18 protein-coding genes are annotated in these 23142 nt (G+C 59.0%); 10 read left to right on the top strand and 8 right to left on the bottom strand.

Annotated features, from left to right (window positions below; all coding sequences use genetic code 11):
• The first annotated feature begins 259 nt into the window (after positions 1 to 259).
• From ALA01S_RS10825 to ALA01S_RS31670, 10 genes are all read left to right on the top strand, one after another.
• Positions 260 to 3793: a helicase-related protein gene (locus ALA01S_RS10825; RefSeq protein ID WP_066335888.1), complete on the top strand. Its 3534-nt coding sequence runs from the start codon at positions 260 to 262 to the stop codon at positions 3791 to 3793.
• A 2-nt stretch (positions 3794 to 3795) separates the two neighbouring features.
• Positions 3796 to 4068 carry a hypothetical protein gene (locus ALA01S_RS32800; protein ID WP_169805896.1) on the top strand — a complete coding sequence of 91 codons (273 nt, stop codon included), beginning with the start codon at positions 3796 to 3798 and terminating at the stop codon, positions 4066 to 4068.
• Positions 4065 to 6956, top strand: a complete 2892-nt coding sequence (locus ALA01S_RS10820) for a DUF1156 domain-containing protein (RefSeq protein WP_066335919.1) — start codon at positions 4065 to 4067, stop codon at positions 6954 to 6956. The genes ALA01S_RS32800 and ALA01S_RS10820 overlap by 4 nt, the downstream gene beginning before the upstream one ends.
• A gap of 24 nt (positions 6957 to 6980) precedes the next feature.
• Complete coding sequence (locus tag ALA01S_RS10815) at positions 6981 to 8018, top strand: AAA family ATPase (RefSeq protein WP_238455764.1); 1038 nt, start codon at positions 6981 to 6983, stop codon at positions 8016 to 8018.
• A gap of 1 nt (position 8019) precedes the next feature.
• On the top strand, positions 8020 to 8646 hold the full coding sequence (locus ALA01S_RS32795; RefSeq protein WP_157118906.1) for a hypothetical protein: 627 nt from the start codon (positions 8020 to 8022) through the stop codon (positions 8644 to 8646).
• Positions 8643 to 11462: an ATP-binding protein gene (locus ALA01S_RS10810; protein ID WP_066335883.1), complete on the top strand. Its 2820-nt coding sequence runs from the start codon at positions 8643 to 8645 to the stop codon at positions 11460 to 11462. The genes ALA01S_RS32795 and ALA01S_RS10810 overlap by 4 nt, the downstream gene beginning before the upstream one ends.
• Positions 11459 to 12868 carry a hypothetical protein gene (locus tag ALA01S_RS32790; protein ID WP_157118905.1) on the top strand — a complete coding sequence of 470 codons (1410 nt, stop codon included), beginning with the start codon at positions 11459 to 11461 and terminating at the stop codon, positions 12866 to 12868. The genes ALA01S_RS10810 and ALA01S_RS32790 overlap by 4 nt, the downstream gene beginning before the upstream one ends.
• Positions 12859 to 13620: a DUF6710 family protein gene (locus ALA01S_RS10800; RefSeq protein WP_157118904.1), complete on the top strand. Its 762-nt coding sequence runs from the start codon at positions 12859 to 12861 to the stop codon at positions 13618 to 13620. Before ALA01S_RS32790 ends, ALA01S_RS10800 begins: the two co-directional genes overlap by 10 nt.
• 114 nt (positions 13621 to 13734) lie before the next feature.
• Complete coding sequence (locus ALA01S_RS32785; RefSeq protein WP_157118903.1) at positions 13735 to 14124, top strand: hypothetical protein; 390 nt, start codon at positions 13735 to 13737, stop codon at positions 14122 to 14124.
• A 467-nt stretch (positions 14125 to 14591) separates the two neighbouring features.
• Positions 14592 to 17399, top strand: coding sequence for a UvrD-helicase domain-containing protein (locus ALA01S_RS31670; protein WP_169805895.1), 2808 nt, complete (start codon positions 14592 to 14594; stop codon positions 17397 to 17399).
• A 6-nt stretch (positions 17400 to 17405) separates the two neighbouring features.
• On the opposite strand, the gene ALA01S_RS32780 is transcribed toward ALA01S_RS31670, so the two are convergent.
• Genes ALA01S_RS32780 through ALA01S_RS10770 form a run of 8 tightly spaced genes read right to left on the bottom strand, consistent with a single transcriptional unit; the run spans position 17406 to position 23142 of the window.
• A complete protein-coding gene (locus ALA01S_RS32780) occupies positions 17406 to 17597 on the bottom strand; it encodes a hypothetical protein (protein ID WP_157118901.1) in 192 nt (63 codons plus the stop codon).
• A 6-nt stretch (positions 17598 to 17603) separates the two neighbouring features.
• Complete coding sequence (locus ALA01S_RS10795; RefSeq protein WP_238455763.1) at positions 17604 to 18113, bottom strand: transglycosylase SLT domain-containing protein; 510 nt, start codon at positions 18111 to 18113, stop codon at positions 17604 to 17606.
• Positions 18101 to 18670 carry a TrbM/KikA/MpfK family conjugal transfer protein gene (locus ALA01S_RS10790; RefSeq protein WP_066335878.1) on the bottom strand — a complete coding sequence of 190 codons (570 nt, stop codon included), beginning with the start codon at positions 18668 to 18670 and terminating at the stop codon, positions 18101 to 18103. The genes ALA01S_RS10795 and ALA01S_RS10790 overlap by 13 nt, the downstream gene beginning before the upstream one ends.
• Positions 18671 to 18672: 2 nt before the next feature.
• Positions 18673 to 20406, bottom strand: coding sequence for a P-type conjugative transfer protein TrbL (trbL, locus tag ALA01S_RS10785; RefSeq protein WP_084267426.1), 1734 nt, complete (start codon positions 20404 to 20406; stop codon positions 18673 to 18675).
• A gap of 6 nt (positions 20407 to 20412) precedes the next feature.
• Positions 20413 to 20634, bottom strand: coding sequence for an entry exclusion lipoprotein TrbK (gene trbK / locus ALA01S_RS35460; protein ID WP_084267425.1), 222 nt, complete (start codon positions 20632 to 20634; stop codon positions 20413 to 20415).
• 5 nt (positions 20635 to 20639) lie between these two features.
• On the bottom strand, positions 20640 to 21410 hold the full coding sequence (gene trbJ, locus ALA01S_RS10780; protein WP_066335876.1) for a P-type conjugative transfer protein TrbJ: 771 nt from the start codon (positions 21408 to 21410) through the stop codon (positions 20640 to 20642).
• Positions 21407 to 21721: a hypothetical protein gene (locus ALA01S_RS10775; RefSeq protein ID WP_066335873.1), complete on the bottom strand. Its 315-nt coding sequence runs from the start codon at positions 21719 to 21721 to the stop codon at positions 21407 to 21409. The genes trbJ and ALA01S_RS10775 overlap by 4 nt, the downstream gene beginning before the upstream one ends.
• On the bottom strand, positions 21718 to 23142 hold the full coding sequence (locus tag ALA01S_RS10770; protein ID WP_066335870.1) for a TrbI/VirB10 family protein: 1425 nt from the start codon (positions 23140 to 23142) through the stop codon (positions 21718 to 21720). The genes ALA01S_RS10775 and ALA01S_RS10770 overlap by 4 nt, the downstream gene beginning before the upstream one ends.

Here is a 23142-nt window from a genome sequence, read left to right as displayed (position 1 = left end):
TTACATCTCTAGTGCCCGTAGAAATTTCACTGCGCAGGCTCACGTGGCGAGCCACCTATGGGGGTAGGCTGTAGCGCGGTGCCAGAACTAGGGGTTGTCTGGAAGACAGTGGCCTAGATCTTTTCCACCGTGATCTACGTCACGGAAATCTGCATTAGGCATTTGCTAGTGATTGGTGCCGTAGGAGGGCGCCGGCGGCCATCAATTAGTGCTGTAAGCCTCCTTCAGAATACAGGGGGCGCAAGGGAGGCGTCGGTTCGTGAAGCTTGAAGAGATTAAGAAGAACGCTGCGATCCAGGGAATCGTTCCTGGCCAAGTCGTTCGTATTGTTGCTACGGAGCAAGCGGGCAACGACGCGCTGACCGTCTACTTCAAAACAGCGGAGGGCCAGGTTCTGGAGCGGATGTTGTTCCGCTCGAACGAGGCAGAGCTCTCCTTGGCTGACGCTGGCCGCCCCTGGGCCTTTGATGCGGCCGGTGAAGCGTTCAAGCTTGCCGTCGAGGCCTACCGGATCAACCTGGCACACCTGTTCGACCCGATGATGGCAGTGCACACGTCCAACGTGGAGCCGCTGCCGCATCAGATCACTGCCGTCTACGAGTCGATGCTGCCACGGCAGCCGCTGCGCTACGTGCTGGCAGACGATCCGGGCGCAGGCAAGACCATCATGGCCGGGCTGTTCATCCGAGAACTGCTTATGCGCGCTGATGCCCGCCGAGTGCTGATCGTTGCCCCCGGCAGCTTGGTGGAACAGTGGCAGGACGAGATGGCCGAAAAGTTCGGCCTGGAGTTCACGCTGTTCAGCCGGGAGATGGTCGAGCAGTCCCGCGGCAATCCATTCGAAGATGCAGACCTCATGGTCGCCCGCGTGGACCAGCTTTCACGCAGCGAGGAACTGCAGGAGAAGTTGCGGCGGGCGCACTGGGATCTGGTTGTTGTAGACGAAGCCCACAAGCTCTCGGCCAACTACTTCGGCAGCAAGATCAACAAGACCAAGCGCTTCCAGCTCGGCGAACTGCTCGGCTCTGTCACCAGGCATTTCTTGTTGATGACAGCCACTCCGCACAACGGCAAGGAAGAGGACTTTCAACTTTTCATGTCGCTGCTCGATTCGGATCGCTTCTACGGCAAGTTCCGGGACGGCGCTCACAAGGTGGACGTGAGCGATTTAATGCGCCGCATGGTCAAGGAAGACCTGCTGAAGTTCGACGGCACGCCGTTGTTTCCCGAGCGCCGGGCTACCACGACGAACTACAAGCTCTCCGATTTGGAAGCGGCGCTGTACGAGTCGGTCACGGCGTACGTGAAGGAAGAGATGAACCGCGCCGAGCAGCTGCAGGACGGTGCTCGCAAGGGCACCGTAGGCTTCGCGCTGACTTCGCTGCAGCGCCGCTTGGCATCCAGCCCCGAGGCCATCTACCAGTCGCTCAAGCGTCGCCGGATCAAGCTCACCCGCCGCGTTGAAGAAGAAAAGCTGCGCAGCCGCGGGCAGCTATTAGCCGGAACGTTGAACGTCAACGGCAAGCAAGGGGCTCCGGAAGACGTCTGGGAGTCGGCCGAAGCACTGGCACCCGAAGAGTATGAGAGCTTCGAAGAAGCCGTGGTGGATCAGGCGACGGCAGCACAAACGATCCATGAGCTCGAAGCAGAAATCTTTAGCCTACAGGCACTTGAGGAACAGGCGCGCCAGGTCGTGCACTCCGGACAAGACTGCAAGTGGAACGAGCTGTCGCAGCTGCTGCAGGACACGCCCGAGATGCGTGACGCTGATGGCCGGCAACGCAAGCTCATCATCTTCACCGAGCACCGCGACACGCTGAACTACTTGGCCGTGAAAATCCGCGGCCTCATCGGCACTGAGGAATCAGTGGTGATGATTCACGGTGGCGTCAGGCGCGAGGACCGGCGAAAGGTTCAGGAGGCTTTCCGCAACGATCCTACGGTCCGGGTGCTGCTGGCCACGGATGCAGCGGGCGAAGGCGTGAACCTTCAGAACGCCAACCTGATGGTCAACTACGACCTGCCGTGGAACCCAAATCGCCTGGAGCAGCGCTTTGGCCGCATTCACCGTATCGGCCAGACTGAGGTATGTCACCTGTGGAACATGGTGGCGGCCGAGACACGGGAAGGCGACGTGTTCCAGCGGCTGTTCGACAAGCTGGAGGTTGAACGCAAGGCACTCGGTGGGCGAGTGTTCGACATCCTGGGTGAGGTCTTCGAGGACCGCAGCCTCAAGGATCTTCTCATTGATGCAATCCGGTACGGCGACGATCCTGAAATCAAGGAACGACTACACCGCAAGGTGGAAGGTGCACTGGACACATCGCACCTGAAAGCCATCATCAAGCGCAACGCCCTGTGCGAAGAGGTGATGGACGCGGACCGGCTGTTCGCCGTCAAGGAAGAGATGGAGAAGGCGGAAGCCCGGAAGCTCCAGCCATACTTTATCCGCGCCTTCTTCACGCAAGCATTCCAGGCGCTGGGCGGAGATCTGCGAGCCCGGGAAACCGGCCGGTTCGAGATCGCCAATGTCCCGGCCGAGATTCGCGAGCGCGATCGCCAGATCAGCGGCCGCGACCGGCGCCATCTGGACCCGGTACTGCGCCGCTATGAGCGCGTGTGCTTCGAGAAGCGCTACGTTCGCTTGACGGGCAGGGCAAACGCGCCGATGGCGTCGCTTCTGCATCCTGCCCATCCGCTGATGCAGGCGGTGACGGACATGATGCTGGAGCAGCACCGCGGCAAGCTGAAGCAAGGCGCCGTGCTGGTGGACCCAGCCGATATGGGGCTCACTCCCCGCGTACTCTTCATCGTGGATCACGCAGTTCGCGAAGGGGAAGACCAGGCTCGCGTTGCCTCCCGTCGCATGCAGTTTGTCGAGATCGATTCTGCTGGGCAGGCAGTCAATGCCGGGTGGGCACCCCATCTGGACTTGCAGCCGATTGAGCCACCTGATCTAGGCCTCGTGGGGGATGTACTTGCCGCTCCCTGGATCGCTAAGGATCTGGAGCAGGTGGCCCTGACCCATGCATCAGCCCATCTAGTGCCGGCGCACTATGAAGAAGTCAGACGCCGGCGTGAGACACAAGTAGACAAGACACTCGCAGCCGTACATGAACGCCTGGTCAAGGAGATCAGCTACTGGTCCGACCGCTATGTGAAGCTGCAGGAAGACCGTGCCGCTGGCAAGGACGTGCGCCTGAACCTGGATAACGTGCAGCGCACCATCGATGACCTGACCGCGCGGCGCGTATCCCGGGAGAAAGAACTCATGTCGATGCGGCATGTGGTTTCTGCTACGCCCGTTATTGTGGGTGGGGCTTTGGTTATCCCAGTCGGACTCTTGATGCAGCGCCGAGGTGAATCAGGTTGGACTGCTGATGCCGTAGCGCGTGCCAGGATTGAGCGGATCGCCATGGACGCTGTCATGGCGGCAGAGCGAGCGATGGGCCATGAAGTTATTGACGTTTCAGCAGAAAAATGTGGATGGGACATAACTAGCATTCCGCCATCTCAAGATCGGAAGCTGGCAGAGGCTCGTCATATAGAAGTAAAGGGCCGGATTAAAGGCAGCAGCACTGTGACTATTACTCGTAACGAGGTGCTTTATGGCTTGAATCAGCAGGACAAATTTCTCCTAGCCATAGTCGTAGTTGATGGCAATCAAGCTGAAGCACCATGCTATGTGCGCAAGCCGTTTACCCAAGAACCCGATTGGGGCGTCACAAGCATTAACTTTGACTTGCAGCAACTGCTTGAAAGGGCAGTTGCTGCCAAAGAATCAAAAATATGAGAGTGCAAATTGATCTCGTCGTCACAAATGTCGTTTCAAAAAAGTCGACGAATTGCTCGGGCGAACTTTTAATTCGTCAAGATGAAAAGGGCATTTTTGTTGCGCTGGTATCTGGTGGACAAACTGGATTTGAGAATTTTCTGATTCGCAAAGGCGACCCCATTGAGGCGCATGAATGGTGCGCATGCATAGGCAGAAAATTCGAATACGACCGCGTAGTCGTCCCCAAAGAAGAAATGGAACGCGCCTACCGAGAGGCAGGCATCATCAAATGATCAAGTCACCCAAGAAACTCATTGAAGTCGCACTGCCGCTGGACAGAATCAATGCCGCCGCTGTTCGCGAAAAGTCTATTCGCCATGGTCACCCCAGCACCTTGCATCTTTGGTGGGCACGTCGCCCACTGGCTGCTGCTCGCGCAGTGCTTTTTGCACAAATGGTCAATGATCCGGGAGGTGAGCGCGGCTATTTTGCAGGCATGACAAAAGCGCAAGCTGACGCAAAACGTGGAGATCTATTTAAAATAATAGAAGACCTTGTTCAATGGGAAAACACCGACAACGATGATGTATTAGCTCGAGCTCGTACTGCGATCCAAGAGAGCTGGGTTGAAACGTGCCGACTCAATAAAAGCCACCCTCGCGCAGCAGAACTATTTAACCCTGAAAAGCTGCCAGCATTCCACGACCCCTTTGCAGGAGGCGGCGCCATTCCGCTTGAAGCGCAGCGTTTAGGCTTAGAAGCATCGGCAAGCGATCTTAATCCAGTGGCGGTCACAATCAATAAAGCAATGATTGAGATCCCGCCTCGGTTTTCTAATCGCGCGCCCATAGGGCCGCGCCTGCCCAATGACAAACAGGGCAAATTTGGGGAAGACTGGAGTTACGCCCGCGGTTTGGCGGAAGACGTACGTCGCTACGGTGCTTGGGTACGGGCAGAGGCAGAAAAACGAATCGGCCATCTGTACCCGAAAATCACGGTCACTGCCGAAATGGCCATTGATCGACCAGACCTGAAGCCTTTAGTTGGACAATCTCTAACTGTTATTGCATGGCTATGGGCTCGTACGGTAAAAAGCCCAAACCCTGTATTTAGTCACGTTGATGTGCCCTTAGCGTCTACTTTTGTTTTGTACCCCAAAGGCGAAAAGCAAGCGTATATTCAACCACAACTAGAAAAAGACTCGTACCGCTTTGTTGTCAAGCTAGGACCTCCAGACGAAGCCGCTAAAAAAGGAACAAAAGCTAGCGGCAGCGGCTCATCCTTCACGTGCTTAATGTCCCAAAGCCCTATTAGCTTTGACCATATTCGCGCAGAAGCAGCGGCGAATCGAATGGGTTCAAAGCTAATGGCTATTGTTGCAGAGACAAAAGGGGGGCGTGTCTATCTGTCTCCCACCGGGGTTCACGAGTCTATCGCCTTGCAAGCCAAACCTGATTGGCAGCCAAATACTCCTCTTCCTGAGAAAGCTCTTGGGTTTCGAGTGCAACTTTATGGCATGAAGGCTTATAGCGATCTCTTCACCGCTAGGCAGAAAGTCATTCTTAGTACCTTGGCTGACCTTGTGGCCGAGGCTGCTGAATGCTGTGAGCAAGATGCAGTTAGGGCCGGATTACTAGATGACGGCACTCCATTAGATGCGGGCGGTTCCGGAGCAAAAGCTTATTCTCAGGCCGTCAGTATTTATTTGGCATTTTCTGTAAGTCGCATGGCGGACAGACATTCGTCACTCTGTCGGTGGGACCCTAATCCAACAGGTTATGCACCAAAAATTGCGAACACTTTTGGACGACATGCACTTCCAATGGTTTGGGATTTCGTAGAAGGAAATCCATTCAGCCTTTCTTCTGGCAATTATGAGGATGCAGTTGGATGGGTTGCGAAGGTAATAGATACCTCTTTAAGCGCTCGCACGATTGGGAAAGCATCGCAGGAAAATGCCAGATCTCAAGACTTATGCGTTGGAAAAGTGGTATCAACCGACCCGCCATATTACGACAACATTGGCTACGGAGATCTCTCGGACTTTTTCTACGTGTGGCTGCGCCGCAGCCTTAAACCGATATACCCGAATTTGTTTGCCACACTCGCTGTACCAAAAGCTGAGGAGCTGGTGGCTACACCATATCGTCATGGAACCAAGGAGAAGGCTGAGGCCTTCTTCCTAGACGGCATGACGCAGGCCATGCACAACTTAGCTGAGAAGGTGCATCCGGCTTTCCCCGTCACCATTTACTATGCTTTTAAGCAGAGCGAAACTAAAGGTGAGTCCGGCACATCCAGTACTGGGTGGGATACTTTCTTGCAGGCCGTTTTAGATGCGGGGTTTGCAATAACAGGTACGTGGCCTATGCGAACAGAATTAGGCAATCGCATGATTGGGTCAGGCACCAACGCTCTTGCCTCCAGCATTGTACTGGTATGCCGCCAGCGGGCAACAGATGCGCCCACTATCGGCCGCCGAGCCTTCATTCGCGAGCTAAACGCTGCACTACCCAGTGCTCTAGATGAAATGACCCTTGGAGGCATAAATTCACCTGTTGCACCAGTTGACCTCAGCCAGGCCATTATCGGCCCAGGCATGGCCATATTTAGCAAGTACAGCGCGGTACTAGAAGCCGACGGAAGCAAAATGAGCGTTAAAACGGCGCTGCAATTAATCAACCGTTTCTTGGCTGAAGATGATTTTGACCACGACACCCAATTTTGCCTAGCTTGGTTTGAGCAGCATGGCTGGGCTACGGGCAAGTACGGCGAAGCCGATGTGCTAGCTCGCGCTAAAGGAACCAGCGTCGGTGGACTTGCCGAGGCTGGCGTACTGAAAAGTAGTGGGGGCATGTTAAGCCTATTGCGTTGGGCCGACCTCAATCCCGATTGGTCGCCCGAAAGCGATGCCCGTACCCCGGTGTGGGAAGCCCTGCACCAGTTGATCCGCGCGCTAAACAAGGAAGGCGAATCGGCCGCCGGTGCCTTGCTTGCCCGTATGCCCGCCCGCGCGGAGCCCATCCGCGCGCTGGCGTATCGCCTCTACACCCTGTGTGAACGCCAAGGCTGGGCCGAGGACGCGCGGGCCTACAACGAGCTTGTGGCAGCTTGGACGAGCGTGGAGGCTGCGGCAGCAGAATCTGGCCTTGTGGGGCGGCAAATTCAGTTTGATCTTTGAGGAAGTCGATAAATGCTTAATAGCTTGGACATCAAGCGGTTTACGGTGTTCCGTGACCAGCAATTGACGCTATCCCCTATGTTGAATGTAATCGTGGGCGAAAACAGCATGGGCAAGTCGCATTTGCTCAAGTTGGCTTACGCACTGATTGCTACAAGTGCTGAGGCAGGTCGAAAACCCAGCGCTGGTGAGCCGACCAAAGCTGTGCTGCAGAAAGCCTATGGCGAAAAGTTGATTGGGGTGTTTCGGCCCGAAAAAGGCATCGGCAGGTTGGTCACCCGCAAGCAAGGACGCGATCGCTGTGAGGTAAGTGCGGTTTTCGGTAACCGCGCTCTGAACACAAAAATCAGCTTTGCCACTAACTCCCGGTCCGATGTGCAGGTGGACGAGCTTCCAAGCGCTTGGGAGCAACAGAGTCCGCTGTATATACCGACACGGGAGCTGATGACCATCTTCCCGAATTTTGTTTCGGTGTACGAACAACACTACCTCGAATTTGAAGAGACGTGGCGAGACACCTGCCTGCTACTTGGCGGACTCTTGAAACGAGGTGCGAGGCCGGCAGATATGGCGCGATTGATAGCCCCCGTGGAGCAGGCGCTTGGCGGCTCTGTGGTGCTTGAGAACGGTCGTTTTTATTTGGATATGCCGGGTGTAGGCAACGTCGAGATGTCGCTGGTTGCTGAAGGCCACCGCAAGCTCGCAATGCTGGCACGCTTGATTGTGAATGGCGTAATCCAGTCTCAGGGGTACCTCTTCTGGGACGAGCCTGAGGCCAACCTCAATCCCCGCCTGATTCGACTGGTGGCCAGCGTCATCCATCAGTTGGCCGCCAGCGGGGTGCAGGTGTTCATTGCCACCCACAGCTTCTTCCTGCTGAAGGAATTGGAACTGCTGAATAAAGCTACCCCGCTGAAGCGGTGCTACATCGGCCTGAATGCTGTGCAGGGCGACAGCAGTGAAGCCGACGTGCAACTGGCCGACAACATGACGGGCCTTACCAACATCGTGGCGCTGGACGAGGAGCTGGCGCAGTACGACCGAGAGCTTCAGGGCAGTTGAAATGACGGTGATCACTGAAGGCACCTTAAAGCTAACCTTCGCTGCAGGATGGTGCGCTATCAAGATCGACGATACCGACTGGTACCGCGACGGCGATGCAATCGCAAATCAAGTTAAGGCCGTAGACATTACAGCTTACGGTCCTCAAGAGCCTCAAGAGCATTGGTGGATCGAAATCAAAGACTGCTTCGGGCACGAACAGGCAAACCGACCTCGGCTTGTGCCTAACAATCCCAAACCCCAAGAACTCTTGGACACCGAGGTCTGGATCAAGGCGAAAGGCTGGGACGATCTTGTAGAAGCCAAGCGGGTCAAAATGTTTGTAGTCGATGAGGTCGTGCAAAAGGTGGCCGGTACCATTACGACCCTAGCCGTCGCCAGCCGTGCGCCCACAACCGAAAGTCGCGCAGTTGCTGTGCAACCCTATGCCAAAGCTTTCGCGCCCGGCGTCGCCTTGAAAGTCGTACTCTTTTTGACATGGAGCGGACCTGACTTTGGCGTGCTCGCCAGTCGTTTGAAAACCGCCATGGAACAGCGCCTGCACGCGTTCAACGTTACTTGCCTTGTCGTCAATGAAACCGTGACAGCGCCTGCACAGCCCTGGACGGTAGGGAGAACTGCACCTTGAGTCTGAAGCCTTGGCGTGAAATCGCCGTTCCCCACGAAGACGTGCTGAAAGGCACGTTCCAGCAAGCCGAGTTTGCCGCTGACCTTTCCCGGGTGCATGCCGGCACGGCCACAGCCGAGTATCAGAACCCGGCTCTTTTCTTCCAGCGCACCTTCATCACCGAAGGCATGCGCCTGCTGCTGGACTCAGTGGTCAAGCGTTTGGCCGGCTGCGGCGGCGACCCGGTCATCCAACTGCAGACGGCTTTCGGCGGCGGCAAGACGCACACCATGCTGGCGGTGTACCACTTGGCCAGCGGCAAGGCACCGGCTAGCGACATGCCTGGGGTGTCAGCCATCCTCGACGCTGCTGGTGTGGCCGAACTGCCCCATGCTCGTATCGCAGTGCTGGACGGCATCAAGTCGTCTCCTAATCAACCGGTTTCGCATGGAGCGGTGACAGTCCGTACGCTATGGGGCGACCTGGCGTGGCAATTGGGCGGGGTCGAAGGCTATGCGTTGGTCGCCGACGCCGATGCATCGGGCACCTCGCCAGGCAAGGCAGTACTGGAAGCACTGCTGAGCCGCTACGCGCCGTGCGTCATCCTGATCGACGAGTTGGTGGCGTACATCCGGCAATTCGAGGAAGGAGCGGCCCTAACGGGCGGCACTTTCGATTCGAACCTGACTTTCGTCCAAGCGCTTACCGAAGCTTTGAAGGCGGTGCCGACGGCCGTGTTGCTGGCTTCACTGCCCGAGTCCGACAAGGAGGCCGGTAGCCAGCGGGGCGTGCGGGCATTGGCGTCGCTGGCGCACTACTTCGGCCGCATCCAAGCTTTGTGGAAGCCCGTTGCAACCGAAGAAGCGTTTGAAATCGTTCGGCGCCGGTTATTCAGCCAGATCAACGACCGCCTGGCCGCCGAGTCGGTTTGCCGTGCCTTCGCCGACTACTACGTGACTCACAAGGACGACCTGCCTCGTGAGACACAGGAAGGCCGCTACTTTGACCGGCTGCTGCATGCATACCCGATTCACCCGGAGGTGTTCGACCGCCTGTATGAGGATTGGTCGTCGCTGGACAACTTCCAGCGCACACGCGGCGTGCTCAAGCTGATGGCCAAGGTTATCCATCGCCTTTGGAAGGATGACAACAAGGACCCGCTGATCATGCCGGGCAGCCTACCCGTGTACGACGCGGACACCCGCAATGACATCATCTACTACCTGCCCCAAGGCTGGGACCCGGTCCTTGAGCGCGACATCGACGGGGAGCGCGCAGAGACGGCCGGCATCGAGAACACGGACACGCGCCTAGGTGCCGTGCAGGCCTGCCGGCGCACCGCACGTGCGATTTTCCTAGGCAGCGCACCGAGTACTGCCAACCAGATGGTGCGCGGCCTGGAGCTCGAACGAGTTGTCCTGGGCGTGGCAATCCCAGGTCAGCAGCCAGGTGTGTACAAGGACGCTCTGCGCCGCTTGGGCGATCGCCTGCATTACCTCAACAGCGGCAACAACCGATTCTGGTTTGACACCAGACCCAACCTACGCCGTGAGATGGAGGAGCGCAAGCGCCGGTTCCAAGACAAGGAAGACGTCTTTCCTGCAATTCAGGAGCGCGTGCGCAAGAGCCTAGCCACCGGCTTTTTCGGCGGTGTCCATGTCTTCACCAGCAGTGGCGACGTTCCCGACGACTGGTCGCTTCGCTTGGTCGTGCTGCCACCCGATGTTGGCTATAGCCGCAGCGGCACTAACTTGGCCATTGATCGTGCCAACCAGATCCTGAAGAACCGCGGCGACGCGCTACGTCAGAAGCAGAACCGCCTGATCTTCATGGCGGCTGACTACGACAACGTGGCCCGCCTGCGCGATCAGGTGCGTTCGATGCTGGCTTGGCAGTCCATTGTCAATGACATCAGCGAAGGCAAACTAAACCTGGACATGCTTCAGGCCAAGCAAGCCCAGAAGGGTCTGGGCGATGCCAACGATGCTCTACGCCGCATGGTGCGCGAAACCTACAAATGGCTCTTGGCGCCCGTCCAAGAGGCTCGGCCAGGCAAAGGCCTCAGCGAGGTCCAGTGGGAGCCTTTCCCGCTCAACCCAGGAGCGCCCAATGCATCCCAGGACATTGAGCGCGTGATGAAGGAAAACGAGCTGCTCGTCACCGAGTGGGCGCCCGTGCACCTGGCCTCGATGTTGCGGACGTGGTTTTGGAAAAACGAGAGCGACGTGAGCGCGCTCGACGTTTGGCACAAGACCTGTCAGTACCTCTACCTGCCGCGCCTCAAGGACGACGTTGTCCTTCAGCTCACGATCAGCGCCGGCGTCGAATCCCGCGACTTCTTCGGCTTGGCCCAGGCCAAAGAAGAAGGGCGATATGTCGGCTTCGTCTTTGGCAAGCGGACCACTGTCGTTCTGGACCAGAGCCTGTTGTTGATTGAGCCGGGTGCTGCGGCTGCCTACATCAAGAAGCTTGAAGACGAGGCGCCGCCGCCCCCGCCACCTCCACCCAATCCCGGACCGAATCCTGGCCCTGGCCCCGGTCCTGGACCCGGACCGGACCCGGCACCCCCGCCTCCGCCTCCGCCTCCGCAAAAGAAGACGTCGCGTCGTTTCTACGCCAGCATTGATCTCGACCCGTTCAAAGCCAAGAAGCAGTTCTCGGACTTGGTGGACGAAGTAGTTCTCCAGTTCACTGCCAAGCCCGGTGTGAAGATGCGGATTTCCATCGACATCGAGGCCGAAACACCCGCCAGCTTCGACGATGGGCTTCAACGCGCGGTGAAGGAGAACTGCAACGTGCTTAAGTTCAAGAACGCGGAGTTTGAGTCCGACGAATGAGCCAAGTGGAGGACGGAGGCCAGTTGCCAGCGTTTGTTGCCCTGTCCGCGCAACAGCAGGTGCTAGACGCATGCCAGAAGGTCGTGCGCGCTGGCATCTGGCTGCTGCGCAATGGATATGGGCGCCTTGGTCTGTTGCCCTACAGGGCGCCTTCCGGTTGCCACTGGCGCATCGAATTCCAGCCGTTAGGGCGACCCAGCCAGGGCTTCTACCGCTACAACAGCGGTAGCGAGGCGCGGTACCTAGAGCAGCATTGCGGCGGCACGGTCCGCCGTGACGTCAGCCCAGCCGGGCTGGCACAAGCCATCCTTGTAAGCGTGCCGGACCATGTGCAGCAGCGATGCAAGGGGCCGCTGGCACCGGCTACCGCTAACTGGCTTGAGGAGTTGGAAAGCGTCTTGGCCGAGGGCTGGCTGCCCTCGGCGTTTGATGAGATGAGCACCAGCTTCGCCAGGTGGGATCTGGCCAGCCCAGTTGCGAGCAGCGCAGGTCACGACATGGCGCACCAACCCGGGTACGTGCCGCCCGGCTACGAACCTCGAGTCGTGCCGCCCGCTGAAGGTGCTAGGCCCATCTCGAGGTCGGCATCGGCCGATCCCGTGCAGCGGCGCGGGACACGGTTGCTGGCCATGGTTCACGAACTGCACAAGGTGGGCTACCAGCGCCTGCGCATCTGCCCCGGCCGCTCTGCCGACAGCCTGACGTGGCGCTGCCACCTCCTGCCTGCGCAGGACGTGCAGGACGATGGCTGGACGCCGCGCACGTTGCAGCGTTCCCAACTCCACTCCTCGGAGAATGGCACTGCCTACTTCGGCTGGACCGATGCCGCGAACGACGACGCCCGGACCTTGGCCACCAAGTTCATCAAACGTTTTCCGCAGCTTGCCGAGGCAAGCGCCGGCACCGACTGGGCCTATGCCGGCTGGCTCATCACGGTGCTTGGCGAAGCCGAGCACGGCCAGCTACCCGAGCTCTACGGTGGCCAGGATTTTGAACTGCCCTATCCCGTAACGCCGACACCGCCCGCGTGGATTGATCCCGAAGGCTGGCGACCACCGTCGGAGGAAATCGGCGAGTTCATTCCCCACCACGCCTTGCACACAGCGATGCTGCCGCCGCCACGTGCGTCCTGGGATGAGCTTTGGCCGTTTTGCTTAGCATTCGACGGCTATCGCAGCGGCCTGCGCTCCATCGACGAATGCATGCATATATTCAACAGCGTTTTCGCCAACGGGCTGCAGCGCGTGAGCGTCGAGCAGTTACGCACTGCACTGTTCATCCAGCAGCGCCGGGCCAAGCACGCGGCCGAAATGCAGCCCTTGGACGAAAGCCAGTACCTGCCGCTGTTGCATGACTTGATCGAGGAATTGCGCCGCAGGTTGGCCAAGACACCTTCATGGACCTGAACGAACTGGAATCGCTGATGGCCATGGCACAAGCAATGGACGCCAGAGCACCACGACGCAAGCAACCTGAGCGAGTGCCCTACCCGGACTTGCCCAAGGGTGTGCGCAACGCTGCGGTAAGGCAATGGCAATCGCTGCTGTGGTCCATCGACTCGGCAGAACAGCATGGCAAGCACGCGCTGCAGGGCCTGACAGTCGCGTTGGCTCGCATCATCATCGGCCAGGGACTTCAAGGATTGATCCTGAATGCCCAGGAGTTCCACAAGCCGCCGCTCGACATCCCGGACTTGCTCTGGGACGAGGACCTGCCGTTGAACAATGCCGGGCAATCCATGCGGCAACTGAGAGCCAAGCTGCCTCGTCCCATCAGCGTCGATCTGAACGATGCGGCCGTTTTTCCATCACCGTGGGAGCGCTGGCGCTTTCACGGAGCGCTGCAGAAACTGGGGGCGGGGCGTGAGTGGGGACCTTGGAAGCAAGATCATCGAAACCACTTCGGCATCGCGTGGCGCCCTTGGCCTATGGTGTGGGTCCACAACGGCAATCACAGCACGATGGCCGCTCTGGTCAGAGGCGGCGGGAAACTGAGGTGTAGTGAAGCGTTCGACTTCGCCCCGGTATTGCAGGCGGTCAACACGGACGGAGTGAACTGGTACAGGGCGGACACGGGATCAGTGATCGAGAAAGTGAAGTCGATGCCCATGGCCGGCATTTTCGTCATCGGGCAAAGACTTCTGACGCACAAGGGCTGACGCTGAAGCTCCAACATGGGGCTTGGTGCCGGGCGCCACACCCGAGTCCGCCACATTTTTAGGCATCTTAGAAAATCGCTGCGATGACAACGACTTGCAGTCGAAAACGACCACTTGCAGACAGCTTTCTCCACAGCATCTGTGGAGCGAGCACCGGTGCTCACCGGGTTGTTGCGCCAGGACCGCTCGCCTGCAGCGTTGAAGGTGGGCTGCCTGCCGGCTTATGCCGGCCTGTGGCAGACGCGGCTGAATCCGGGCATCAGCCATGAACGCAGCCAGGAAGAAGCACAGGAACTGCGGCCGGAGCGGACCAAGGCGCCGAGCCAACTGATCAAACCTTTCAGGCAGGCCATGCTGGGCGGCCATGAACGTACTGTCCAAGCCGCAGTGCTGGGGCTTACCCGTGACTGCCCTGTAGACCTCCGCCACCGCCATGCCTCGGAGAAAGGCTGTCCGTTTAAAGCCATGCGCGCGCAAGCTGAAGATAACCAGAGACAGCGCTAGGCGGGGACAGACCTCGAAACCAGCGCCCGATCAAGGCATGTTGACCAAGCGACTCCCCGCGGGTGCCCGCCAACCAACTTCCGACACGGACTGCGCTGGGCCGGCAGGCAACAAGCACCTACACGCTGGGTGCTCTAATGCCAAATCGCTCTTGGAGGATACGACAGAGCGTAAGCCACGTACCGCGTCGAGCACGGCGTTTATTTTGACCGTGGCCGTCCCATGTATTGCGGCCACTGTGAGATTCTTGTGCAAAATCAGCGGCAACCAGAATTTCTTATATGCTAGAAATAAACAAAACAATGGGCGCGTTAACGGTATTCCAACCCGGCCAGTGGGCGCGCCGGCTCGGACTGTGTGAATCTTGGACAACGACCCTTTCTGCCACCCACATAACAGTTCATGCTGGTGCCCGGAATGAGTCATGGCCCGTTCACTGCTGCACTGTCGAGTTTACGCGCGGATGGGTGTGGTCACGAGCAATCATTAGAAACGGCACGCACCATATCGAGTTGCGGGGACTCCCCCACGACAAGGCGCCAGAACTTGCATCTAAATTAAAAGCCGCTGCAGAAGCCGAAAACGTTCGTCTCGCGAAAGAAGCCGAAACCCAAAGGTTACGCCTGCAGGCCGAACGACACGCTCGCAGGATCAAACTACAGAGCGACATGACCGCATGTTGCAAGGATTTGCTCAGCGCAGAGAAAGAATGTCGTGATGCATTGGCAGCAGATTACTATCTCGCCGCCAGTGATCGCGCACGACTGGTGCAGCAGATAAATGCACGGTCGAGTCAGCTAAAAGAAGGCCAAGCTCTACTTGCGAACCCAGAAATCGATGACCTAGAAGCCACCGAGCCATTACGCAAGCTGGTTCAATATCTTACCACCTTTCTTAAGCACCACGAATCCTTACTGAAAGAACGCAACGACAGTTTTGTATCGAAAGAGTATGCGCGCTGGAAAATATTCTTTGACCATTGCGAAACACGGCCTCTGACAGAAGAGCAGGCGCGTGCGGCCATTGTTTTCGAAGAAAACACACAGCTGGTGGCTGCGGCAGGCTCCGGCAAGACATCAACGATTGTTGGCAAGGTTCTCTACATTCTAGCCAAAGGCCTCGCAAGCGCCGACGAGATACTTTGTCTAGCCTTCAATAAAAAGGCTGCCCAAGAGATTGGCATTCGCATCAAACAACGGTTGAAGGCAATGTCGACAACGGATGCAAACATTAAAAAGGAAATAAAAGACCTTTTTTTGCATCTATCAGAAAAACCGAATCCCGTAGAGTCAAAGACTTTTCATTCGCTTGGCAAAAGTCTCATCGATGCCACGGGCCAGGGACAAAAGAAGAGGGTTTCCTCCCAAAAGGAGACGGAAGCTCGCCTTACTCTTGCTATCAAGCAGTGCCACGAACAAATACCGGGCTTCACTGCCAAGTGGCTGCTACTGCAGACCGTCAACCGCTATCCACGCCCTACCGAAAGCCGTTTCACGAATGAACAGGAATACAACGAATATCTGCGTGGCCTTTGGCAACAAAGAAGAAAACTTAGAAACCGAAAGGATGAGAAAGAGGGGATACTCACACTAGGCTGCGACAGCCTTGTCAGGTCATTTGAAGAAGCAGCCATATCAAACTGGCTCTACGTGATGGGAGTGAATTTCCAATACGAAGAGTCGTTTGAAATTGGAGCCAAGCTGCTGTGTCCTGGCAAGCGCTGGTTGCCCGACTTCAGTTATGAGGCAAAGACACCGACCGGCGGGATTCGCATAGTGCATGAGCACTTTGCATTGAACGAGAAGGGGCGGGCCCCCAGCTTTTTCAGCGATCCAGCAGTTTATGAGAAACAGGCCACGGAAAAACAGAAGGTTCTGAGGCACTTGGACACCCGCCATTTCTGGACCACAAGTGCGGATTACATCAGCGGCATACTTTTCGAGAAGCTGGAAAGCAATCTGCGCACTGCGGGCGTAGAGTTTGCACCCAGGAACAAAGAGCAGGTACTGGCACGACTCAAGGAAATTGGTCTGGAGGAAGATACCGGCCTGATCGCCCGCGCGGCATCGCAAATCAGACAGAACAACTGGACCCTTGAGCACTTATATTCGCTTGTGCCATCGCAACCCGAGCCTGTTCGCGCGAAGCTTTTTATAGAAGTAGCATGGCATGTAACCAAGACCGTGGAGCGACTCCTGCAAGACTCCGGTGCCATGGATTTCGACGAAATGATCAAGGGCGCATTGAGGCATCTGGAGCAACCGGATGCTTCACGACAATTTCGTGTGGTGCTGGTGGACGAGTTTCAGGACACAGCTCCTGGCAGAGGTGAGCTGGTGAGGCGATTGCTGAGCTCACATGAAAACGGGCGCCTATTCGCGGTAGGAGACGACTGGCAAGCGATCAACAGGTTTGCAGGCTCTGATCTGATGTTATTCAAACATTTTGGCAAACATTTCAATCGGCGGTTGGCGGCCGATGCCACGCTGCATTTGACCCAGACTTTCAGAAGCAACCAAGGCATCGCCGATGCTGGCCGAAAGTTTGTCATGAAGAACAAAAGCCAGCTTCCGAAAGAAGTTCATGCCGCCGACAAGTCTCGAAATGGCGTCATTGACGTGCTTTTCCAGCAAGAGAACACCAAAACACTCGATGTAATCGATTCAATTCTGCAAAAGTGGGTTGACCACTATCCGACAGACAGCAAGCCATCGGTATTCTTGCTTGGGCGTTATGGTCAAACCCGCAGTGCTGGGCTGAGCAAGGATGACATTAAATCGCTTCAGGAGCGGTGGGCGGAACGCATTGAATTTGCATTTGACAAGCAAAATGGCAAGCCAGCGCCTTACCTCACAATGCACCAATCCAAGGGATTGGAAGCGGATTATGTAATTATCCTTGGCATGCACTCGGTATCGCACGATTACCTGTGTTTCCCCAGCGTCCGGGAAGACGACCCATTATTGAGCATGGTGCTCCCGCCAAAAGAAGCAGTCGCGGACGCTGATGAACGCCGCCTGTTCTATGTTGCTCTGACAAGGGCCAAGCGCCAAGCCGTTCTTTTGGCGCCCAGCAGCCACCCGTCGCCTTACATCATCGAATTGCTGCTTGATCACAGGGATGGATTGGTGACGTTCAACGGTACCGCTGATTTACCCCCAATTTGCGGCACCTGCCGCAAGGGCCTTGGCTTCAAGCGCTACAACCCAAAGAACAAATCACATTTCTTCGCTTGCAGCGACCGCTGGAAATGTGGAGCAACGTGGAAACAATAGCGGAATTCACTTTACTGTCCATGAGGCAAGGCATAAGAGCTTTCCTGTCCACGCAGCCGATGCCATCAGAGCATCAAGCAGAAAGCGCAAGCGGCGGGACGTTGCGCCTTCACCCATAAAGTGAGCACGCAGGGCCGAAACAGCGGCACGCTTGGATTGGCTTTGCCGTTGAGCGCGTTGTTGCTTGGTCAGCTTCATGTCATTTCACCTCGCTGATGAATCCGATTTCACCCAAGCCATGGGTGAATACTTCGGGGTTACGTCAACCGTTGGAAACCGCTTTTCGAGCCAGTCGGCCCATTTGAGCGCCTTGCGCGTGATGTGCCCGCGATAGACGCGGTTGAACTTCGGCGTGCGGGAGTGGTAATTTGCCGCTTTCGTCCACAGGTCGCCCCGGTCGTTCTTGATGTGCATGCGCAACCGCCACGCTGCGAGCTGGTAGGGGTAGCAGCCGCGGGCAGCTACGTCCTCGGGCGTGATGCCGTAGCGCGCCAATTCGCGCAGGTATCCGGTGCTGAATTGCATCGGTCCCACATCGACCGCGCCGTTGGCGTGCCGCACCCACTGGCCCGGCTTGCCGTTCTCCTGCTCGGCCACGGCCAGCAGCAGGTTCGCCGGGATCTCGTACTTGGCCGCTGCAGCGATAGAGCAGACCACGCGCTCTCGCATCTGCGGCGGAAGGTCAGCAACGGCCTCCAGCATCAGCGCCACCACCAGCCGTTGCCAGAGTTGGCCGCGTCTTCGGCCGCGATACGGGCGTTGTACTCGGCCAAGGCACGCTCGTAGTCCCAGGCTTCCACCCAATATCCGCCGCGTTCGGGCATGCCCACGTACACCGGCAAGGTGCTGGTGGATTGGTAGCCCGAATACGCATGGCCGTAGAGGGCCTGGCAGTAGCCCGGCATGGTGTTGCCGATGTAGACCGGGCCGCCGTCCATGCCACCGCCGTAGCTCAGTGTGGCGTTGAGGTAAGGCGCGTCGCACCGGCCGGCGCCCTGGGACATGGCCGCCACCAGCGAGCGCATTTCGGGTGTTTGCTGCGCTACGGGGCAGAGGTTGAGGAAGTCCAACCGCGCGCGGAAGGTGTCGCGCAACTTGCGGCGGTGGATACCGAAGTACCGGCTCAAGGACGGCTGGCATTCACTTGGCCGCACGCCCGACGAAAGGCACAAGATGGCTTCGCAAGCGAGCTTCGTGTCGCCGGTGAACACTTGGGCTGAAGTGCCGCCAGAAAAGCAGGCCGCCGCCGCGGCCAGGATCAGGAGCTTCATCGTCACGCCTTGTTGTCGCTGTCGAACATGTCCTCCCCGTCAACCGTGCCCGGTTCGACTTCAGGAGGTTCGGGCTGGTCGGCACCCTCAGCGAACGCTGCGACCTCGGCGTCGGCGTCAAAGACCGTGGCGTTGGCGTCGCCTGCCAAGTTGTCCCCGTCGAAGCTCGGGCCGACCGTCGGCGTCGATGCAAAGCCTGCAGCGCCGGCGCCTCGCGTGGCAGGACTTTCACCGCGGATTGCCGATGCGATCCGTGCACCAGGCGTGTCGGCCACGCGCTGCGCGAAGTTCGCCACCACGCCTCTGGCCTTTTCGCGAGCGACCTGGGCCGCACCGCGTGCGAGCTGGTTGCTCACCGCGTCCATACGCTGGCCGAAGGACGGCTTGTTGCCGCCGGATGCGCCACCCGCACCCCGTCCGCCAGCTGCAGCGCCTGCGGCACTGGCGCTGGTGGCGCCAGCAGTAGAACCGCCTTGGGCCTGCTGTTCACCACCGCCGGATTCAGCCGTCAAGCTTGAGCGCGTGTCCGAGTCTTCACTACCGTTGCCGCTGAAGCCGGCCGCCTCCGAGAACGGCGAGCTCGTGCCGCCACCGCCTTCGCCACCGCTGGCGTCGCTCCCGCCGCTGCTCCCGCTGCCGCCTTCCCACTCAAGGCCAGGGATACCGCCACCGCCGCTGCTGTCCCCACTACCACCACTGCTACCGCCCCCGCCTTCGCCGGCTGCCTTGAAGGCAGCCATTAGGGCCTGTGCACCACCCGCAGCCTGTGCGGCGCCGGCTACGGCCATGGCAGCAGCCATGCCGCCAGCTGCTGCCAGCATGCCGGCAGCCCCCATGATCATCCCCGCACCAGATGTGCCGATCCCGCCGCCGCCGACAGGGCCCCCCGTGGCGATGCTGGCAATGAACCCGGGCAACTTGCTGACCAAGACCACCATGGTGATGGACACGCCAATCATCACGCCAAGGCCTTTCAGCGTCACCAAGCCCTGGTTCACCTGAGCGTAGTAGTCGTCAACGAGCGTCTTTCCTATGCCCACCAGCAGCACCATCATCATGAGCTGCACGCCAAGGTGCAGGACGGTGCGGTAATAGTTGATAGCCATTTCCGAGGTCCACCGACCGCCGCCGAAGCCAAGGAAGATCACACCGCCGAATGCGAGAACCCAGCCTGAAATGAGCAACAGCAGCATGTTGATGCCAACGATGAGCAGGCACACGAGAACTGCAATGCCCAAAACCTGGCCGATCAAACTGTCCCACGGCTTCCACCAAGTGGTTTGGTCAACGACTTTTGCAAAGACAAGGTAGCCAACGTCCACGATGCCCGAGGGCGAGAGTCCGCCCACGCCCAGGCCGGCAGCTTTGCCCGCGACTTGGCGCAAGCTATTCATGATGCGTTGGGCGAAGTCCGGGCCGTTGACGAGCAGCCACCAGAAGAAGCCCAGCGTCATCGTGAACTTCACGAACTCGGCGAAGAACTCGCTAAGTTCAGCGCGGCGCAGCGCCATGAAGCCGAACGTCATGACGAGTGAGATGACAGCCAGGGTCCAAAACACCCAGGAGGCCGCATCGACGATGACACCGGCCCAGCCAGCAGCGGCGTTCCTGTAGCGCTCGGCGACATCGTCCAGTAGCCCGGCGCTGTCCTGGGCGTGGGCGTCGAGCGCGAAGGTTGCCAGCGCCACCAGCAACAACGACGCCAATGTGAATCTATAGCGGGTAGTGGTGGTCATTGCTTCTCACCATTGGCGGGGAGGACTAGGGGTGTATGTGCCCCGGTGAAAGCAGGCTGAGCCAAACGCCTGTTGGATTGATTTGGGCAGGGCGGCGACTACTTCGGGCCTGCAGTTCGCGTCGTTGACCTCCGGCATTACCGGTGGTGGTTCTTCCTGGAGGTGCGGCGTACACGCCCCCAGGAAGGTCACCAGGACGACCAAGGTGAGGGCGTAGCGGCGGCGCATGGCGCTTACCACTCGCGCGGTGCGCTGCGGGTGTAGGTGCCGCTGCGGGCGGCCTCGCTGGCCGCGTCCTCGCGCGCCTCCCGGTCGGCCTGGGCTTGCATGCGCGTCACCAGCGCCGCGTTCTGCGCGGCCATGAGGCTGCGCATCTGCAGCAGTTGGTTCGACTGCTGGCTGGCCAGCATGTTGGCTGCGCCAATCGCCTCCATGTGCCCCTGGGCACCCTGAGCACTCTGCTGTAGTTGCTCCAGGCGCTTCGCGTCAGCCTGCATCGCTTGCTGCTGCGAATCCACCGTGCGTAGCAGCGCCTCGTTGGCCTTTTTCTGGGACGTTGATTGCACGTCCTGTCGGCCGCGGACCTGTGCCATATCTTCGGCTGTGCAACCGCCCTTTTTGAAACACGGCGACTGACGGTAGTCGCTGGTGTCGTTGAACTGGCGCAGATAGAAATTGATGTCGCCGATCTGGCGCCGGTAGTACTCCAACGTGTACATGGCATCCCGCAGTTGATCCATGGTGCGCGTGGCTTGGTCCCACACGTACGCTGCAGGCGCTGCGGCGTTCTTGATCTGCAAGAAATACTGCTGCAGCTGCGTCTTGTATTCCTCCACTTGCTGCATCGTCTGCTTGATGCCTTCTTGCGCAGCAATGGTGTTCTGGACGTAGTTGCCAATGTCACCGGTCGGGATGCCGCTGACGCCCTGGGCTTGGGCTTGCGCGCCCAGCGCCGCCATGGCCAGGAAAGTGGCAGCAGCGAGCTTCGTGATGCGGTTTTTCATTGCGGGCTCCTTTCAGAAGGACCGGTCTGGAACAAGGGAGCCGGCTCCACCGGCGGGATGCAACGCTGCGCGGGTTCAACACCCTGCCGGCGCATGGCTTCTTGCTGCTGCATGCAGACCCGGTGCAGCGCCTTGGAGGCTTCGACCAAGCTCTGCTGGGACCGGATGAGTTGCTGCTGCATCTGCAGCGCCTCGGCCTGGCTCATCGCCGGCCTGCCCGTGTCGTCGGTCGGGACAGGACTTTGGGCATGGGACGGGGCCGCCACGCACAACAGCGAAGCGACGAGCATGGAAACGACGCGATCATTCATTGAACACTCCTGGGGATTGCGCCCGTGTACGGGCCGGGGAACCGAAGGTCCTTTACCGCGACGAGGGTGAAGCGGTAGCCAGGACGGATCTGCAGCGTGGGGGCTAGGTTCATGTTCTTGTTGAGCATCTGCGCGGTGGCCTGGCCGAGCTGCTGGCCTACCGCTTCGCTCAATGCGCCGCTGAACGTGGGAGCGCCGTATTGGTTCTGGCCGCTGCGTTGGCTGTAGGCAATGCCGGCCGTGACGCCGCTCATCAGGAATGCGGAGCCGAAAATCCGCACGTAGTGGTTGTCCACCCGGTCCTTCAAGCCGGCGTAGCCTTCAGAGTCAGCACCGGGCATCGCGCCCAAGTCCATCACGCTGTCGTCCGGGAAGATCAGCCGCTGGATGGCAATGAGCACACGGGCCTGGCCATAGACGACGTCGCTTGAGTAGGCACCTTGCGCCAAGGTGCCTTGTGGGATCAGCAGGTGTTGTCCGGTGCGGGTGTCGTAGATATTGCGGGACACCATGGCTTCGATCTGTCCCGGCAGCTCAGAGTTGATGCCTTTTTGAAGGATCAGAGGAATCGAGACCTTGCCAGCGCGCAGCAGGTACGGGGTATCTGCAGCCTCTACCGTGGAATTGAGTCGGAAGCGGTCGCCGCCCTGGCGGTTGTCGAACTGCGCCATGCCGTTTCGCGCCGGCGCTGCTTGTGCTGCAGCGGACGGTTGCGCGCCCCCTCCCGCGCTCCCCATGCCCGCTTGCACCTGCGCCAGCCTCGCGCGGTACGCAGCCATTGGGTCCTGTCCTTGCGTAGCACTATCGGCCTGCTGTTGGAGTTGCGCCATGCGGGCGAGCATTTCCTCGCGGTTCGCAGGTGCACCGGCTTGTCCGCTGCCTTGCGATGGCTGCTGGAGCTTCACCTGAACACTGCTGGGCGCGCGTACCGCGGCCATGAACTGCTGCATCCGTGCCTGCTGCATCTGCTCTGCGGCCTGGTCGACACGCTCGGATTGGCCGCCAGCGCCAGTGCCGGTGTACTGCCGGTCCACGCCGGTGCTCACATCAGGGCCGCCCTGCGGCCGAGGCGGTCGGTCAAGGTCGTCTTGGCTAGGACGCGCAACCTGAATCGGGGCGCTGGCTGGTCCACTTGCCGCCGGTGGGGGCGGCTGCACGCGCGCATTCACGATGGCGCCGCCAGGATCGCCGACTACTGCCTTTGCCATGGCCAGCGAGCTCGCCGCGCTCGTTTTCTTCGGCTGCTCCGCAGGCGCCGTCTCAGCGTGCTGAGCGGCCGCGCGCTGGTAGGCCACCACCGCCATCACGCTCACGAAGCCGGCAAGTGCCCCGGTGAGCAGGATCATTGGCACCTTGTTGACACGCCTGACGCCCGCTTGGCCGGGCGTCGCGCTGGGCGACATGGGGTCGGGGTTCGACAT

The organism is Azohydromonas lata NBRC 102462, from assembly GCF_001571085.1.
Lineage (GTDB): Bacteria > Pseudomonadota > Gammaproteobacteria > Burkholderiales > Burkholderiaceae_C > Azohydromonas > Azohydromonas lata.
Note: the sequence above shows the minus strand (reverse complement) of the source record. Positions and strands in the feature narration are given on the sequence as shown.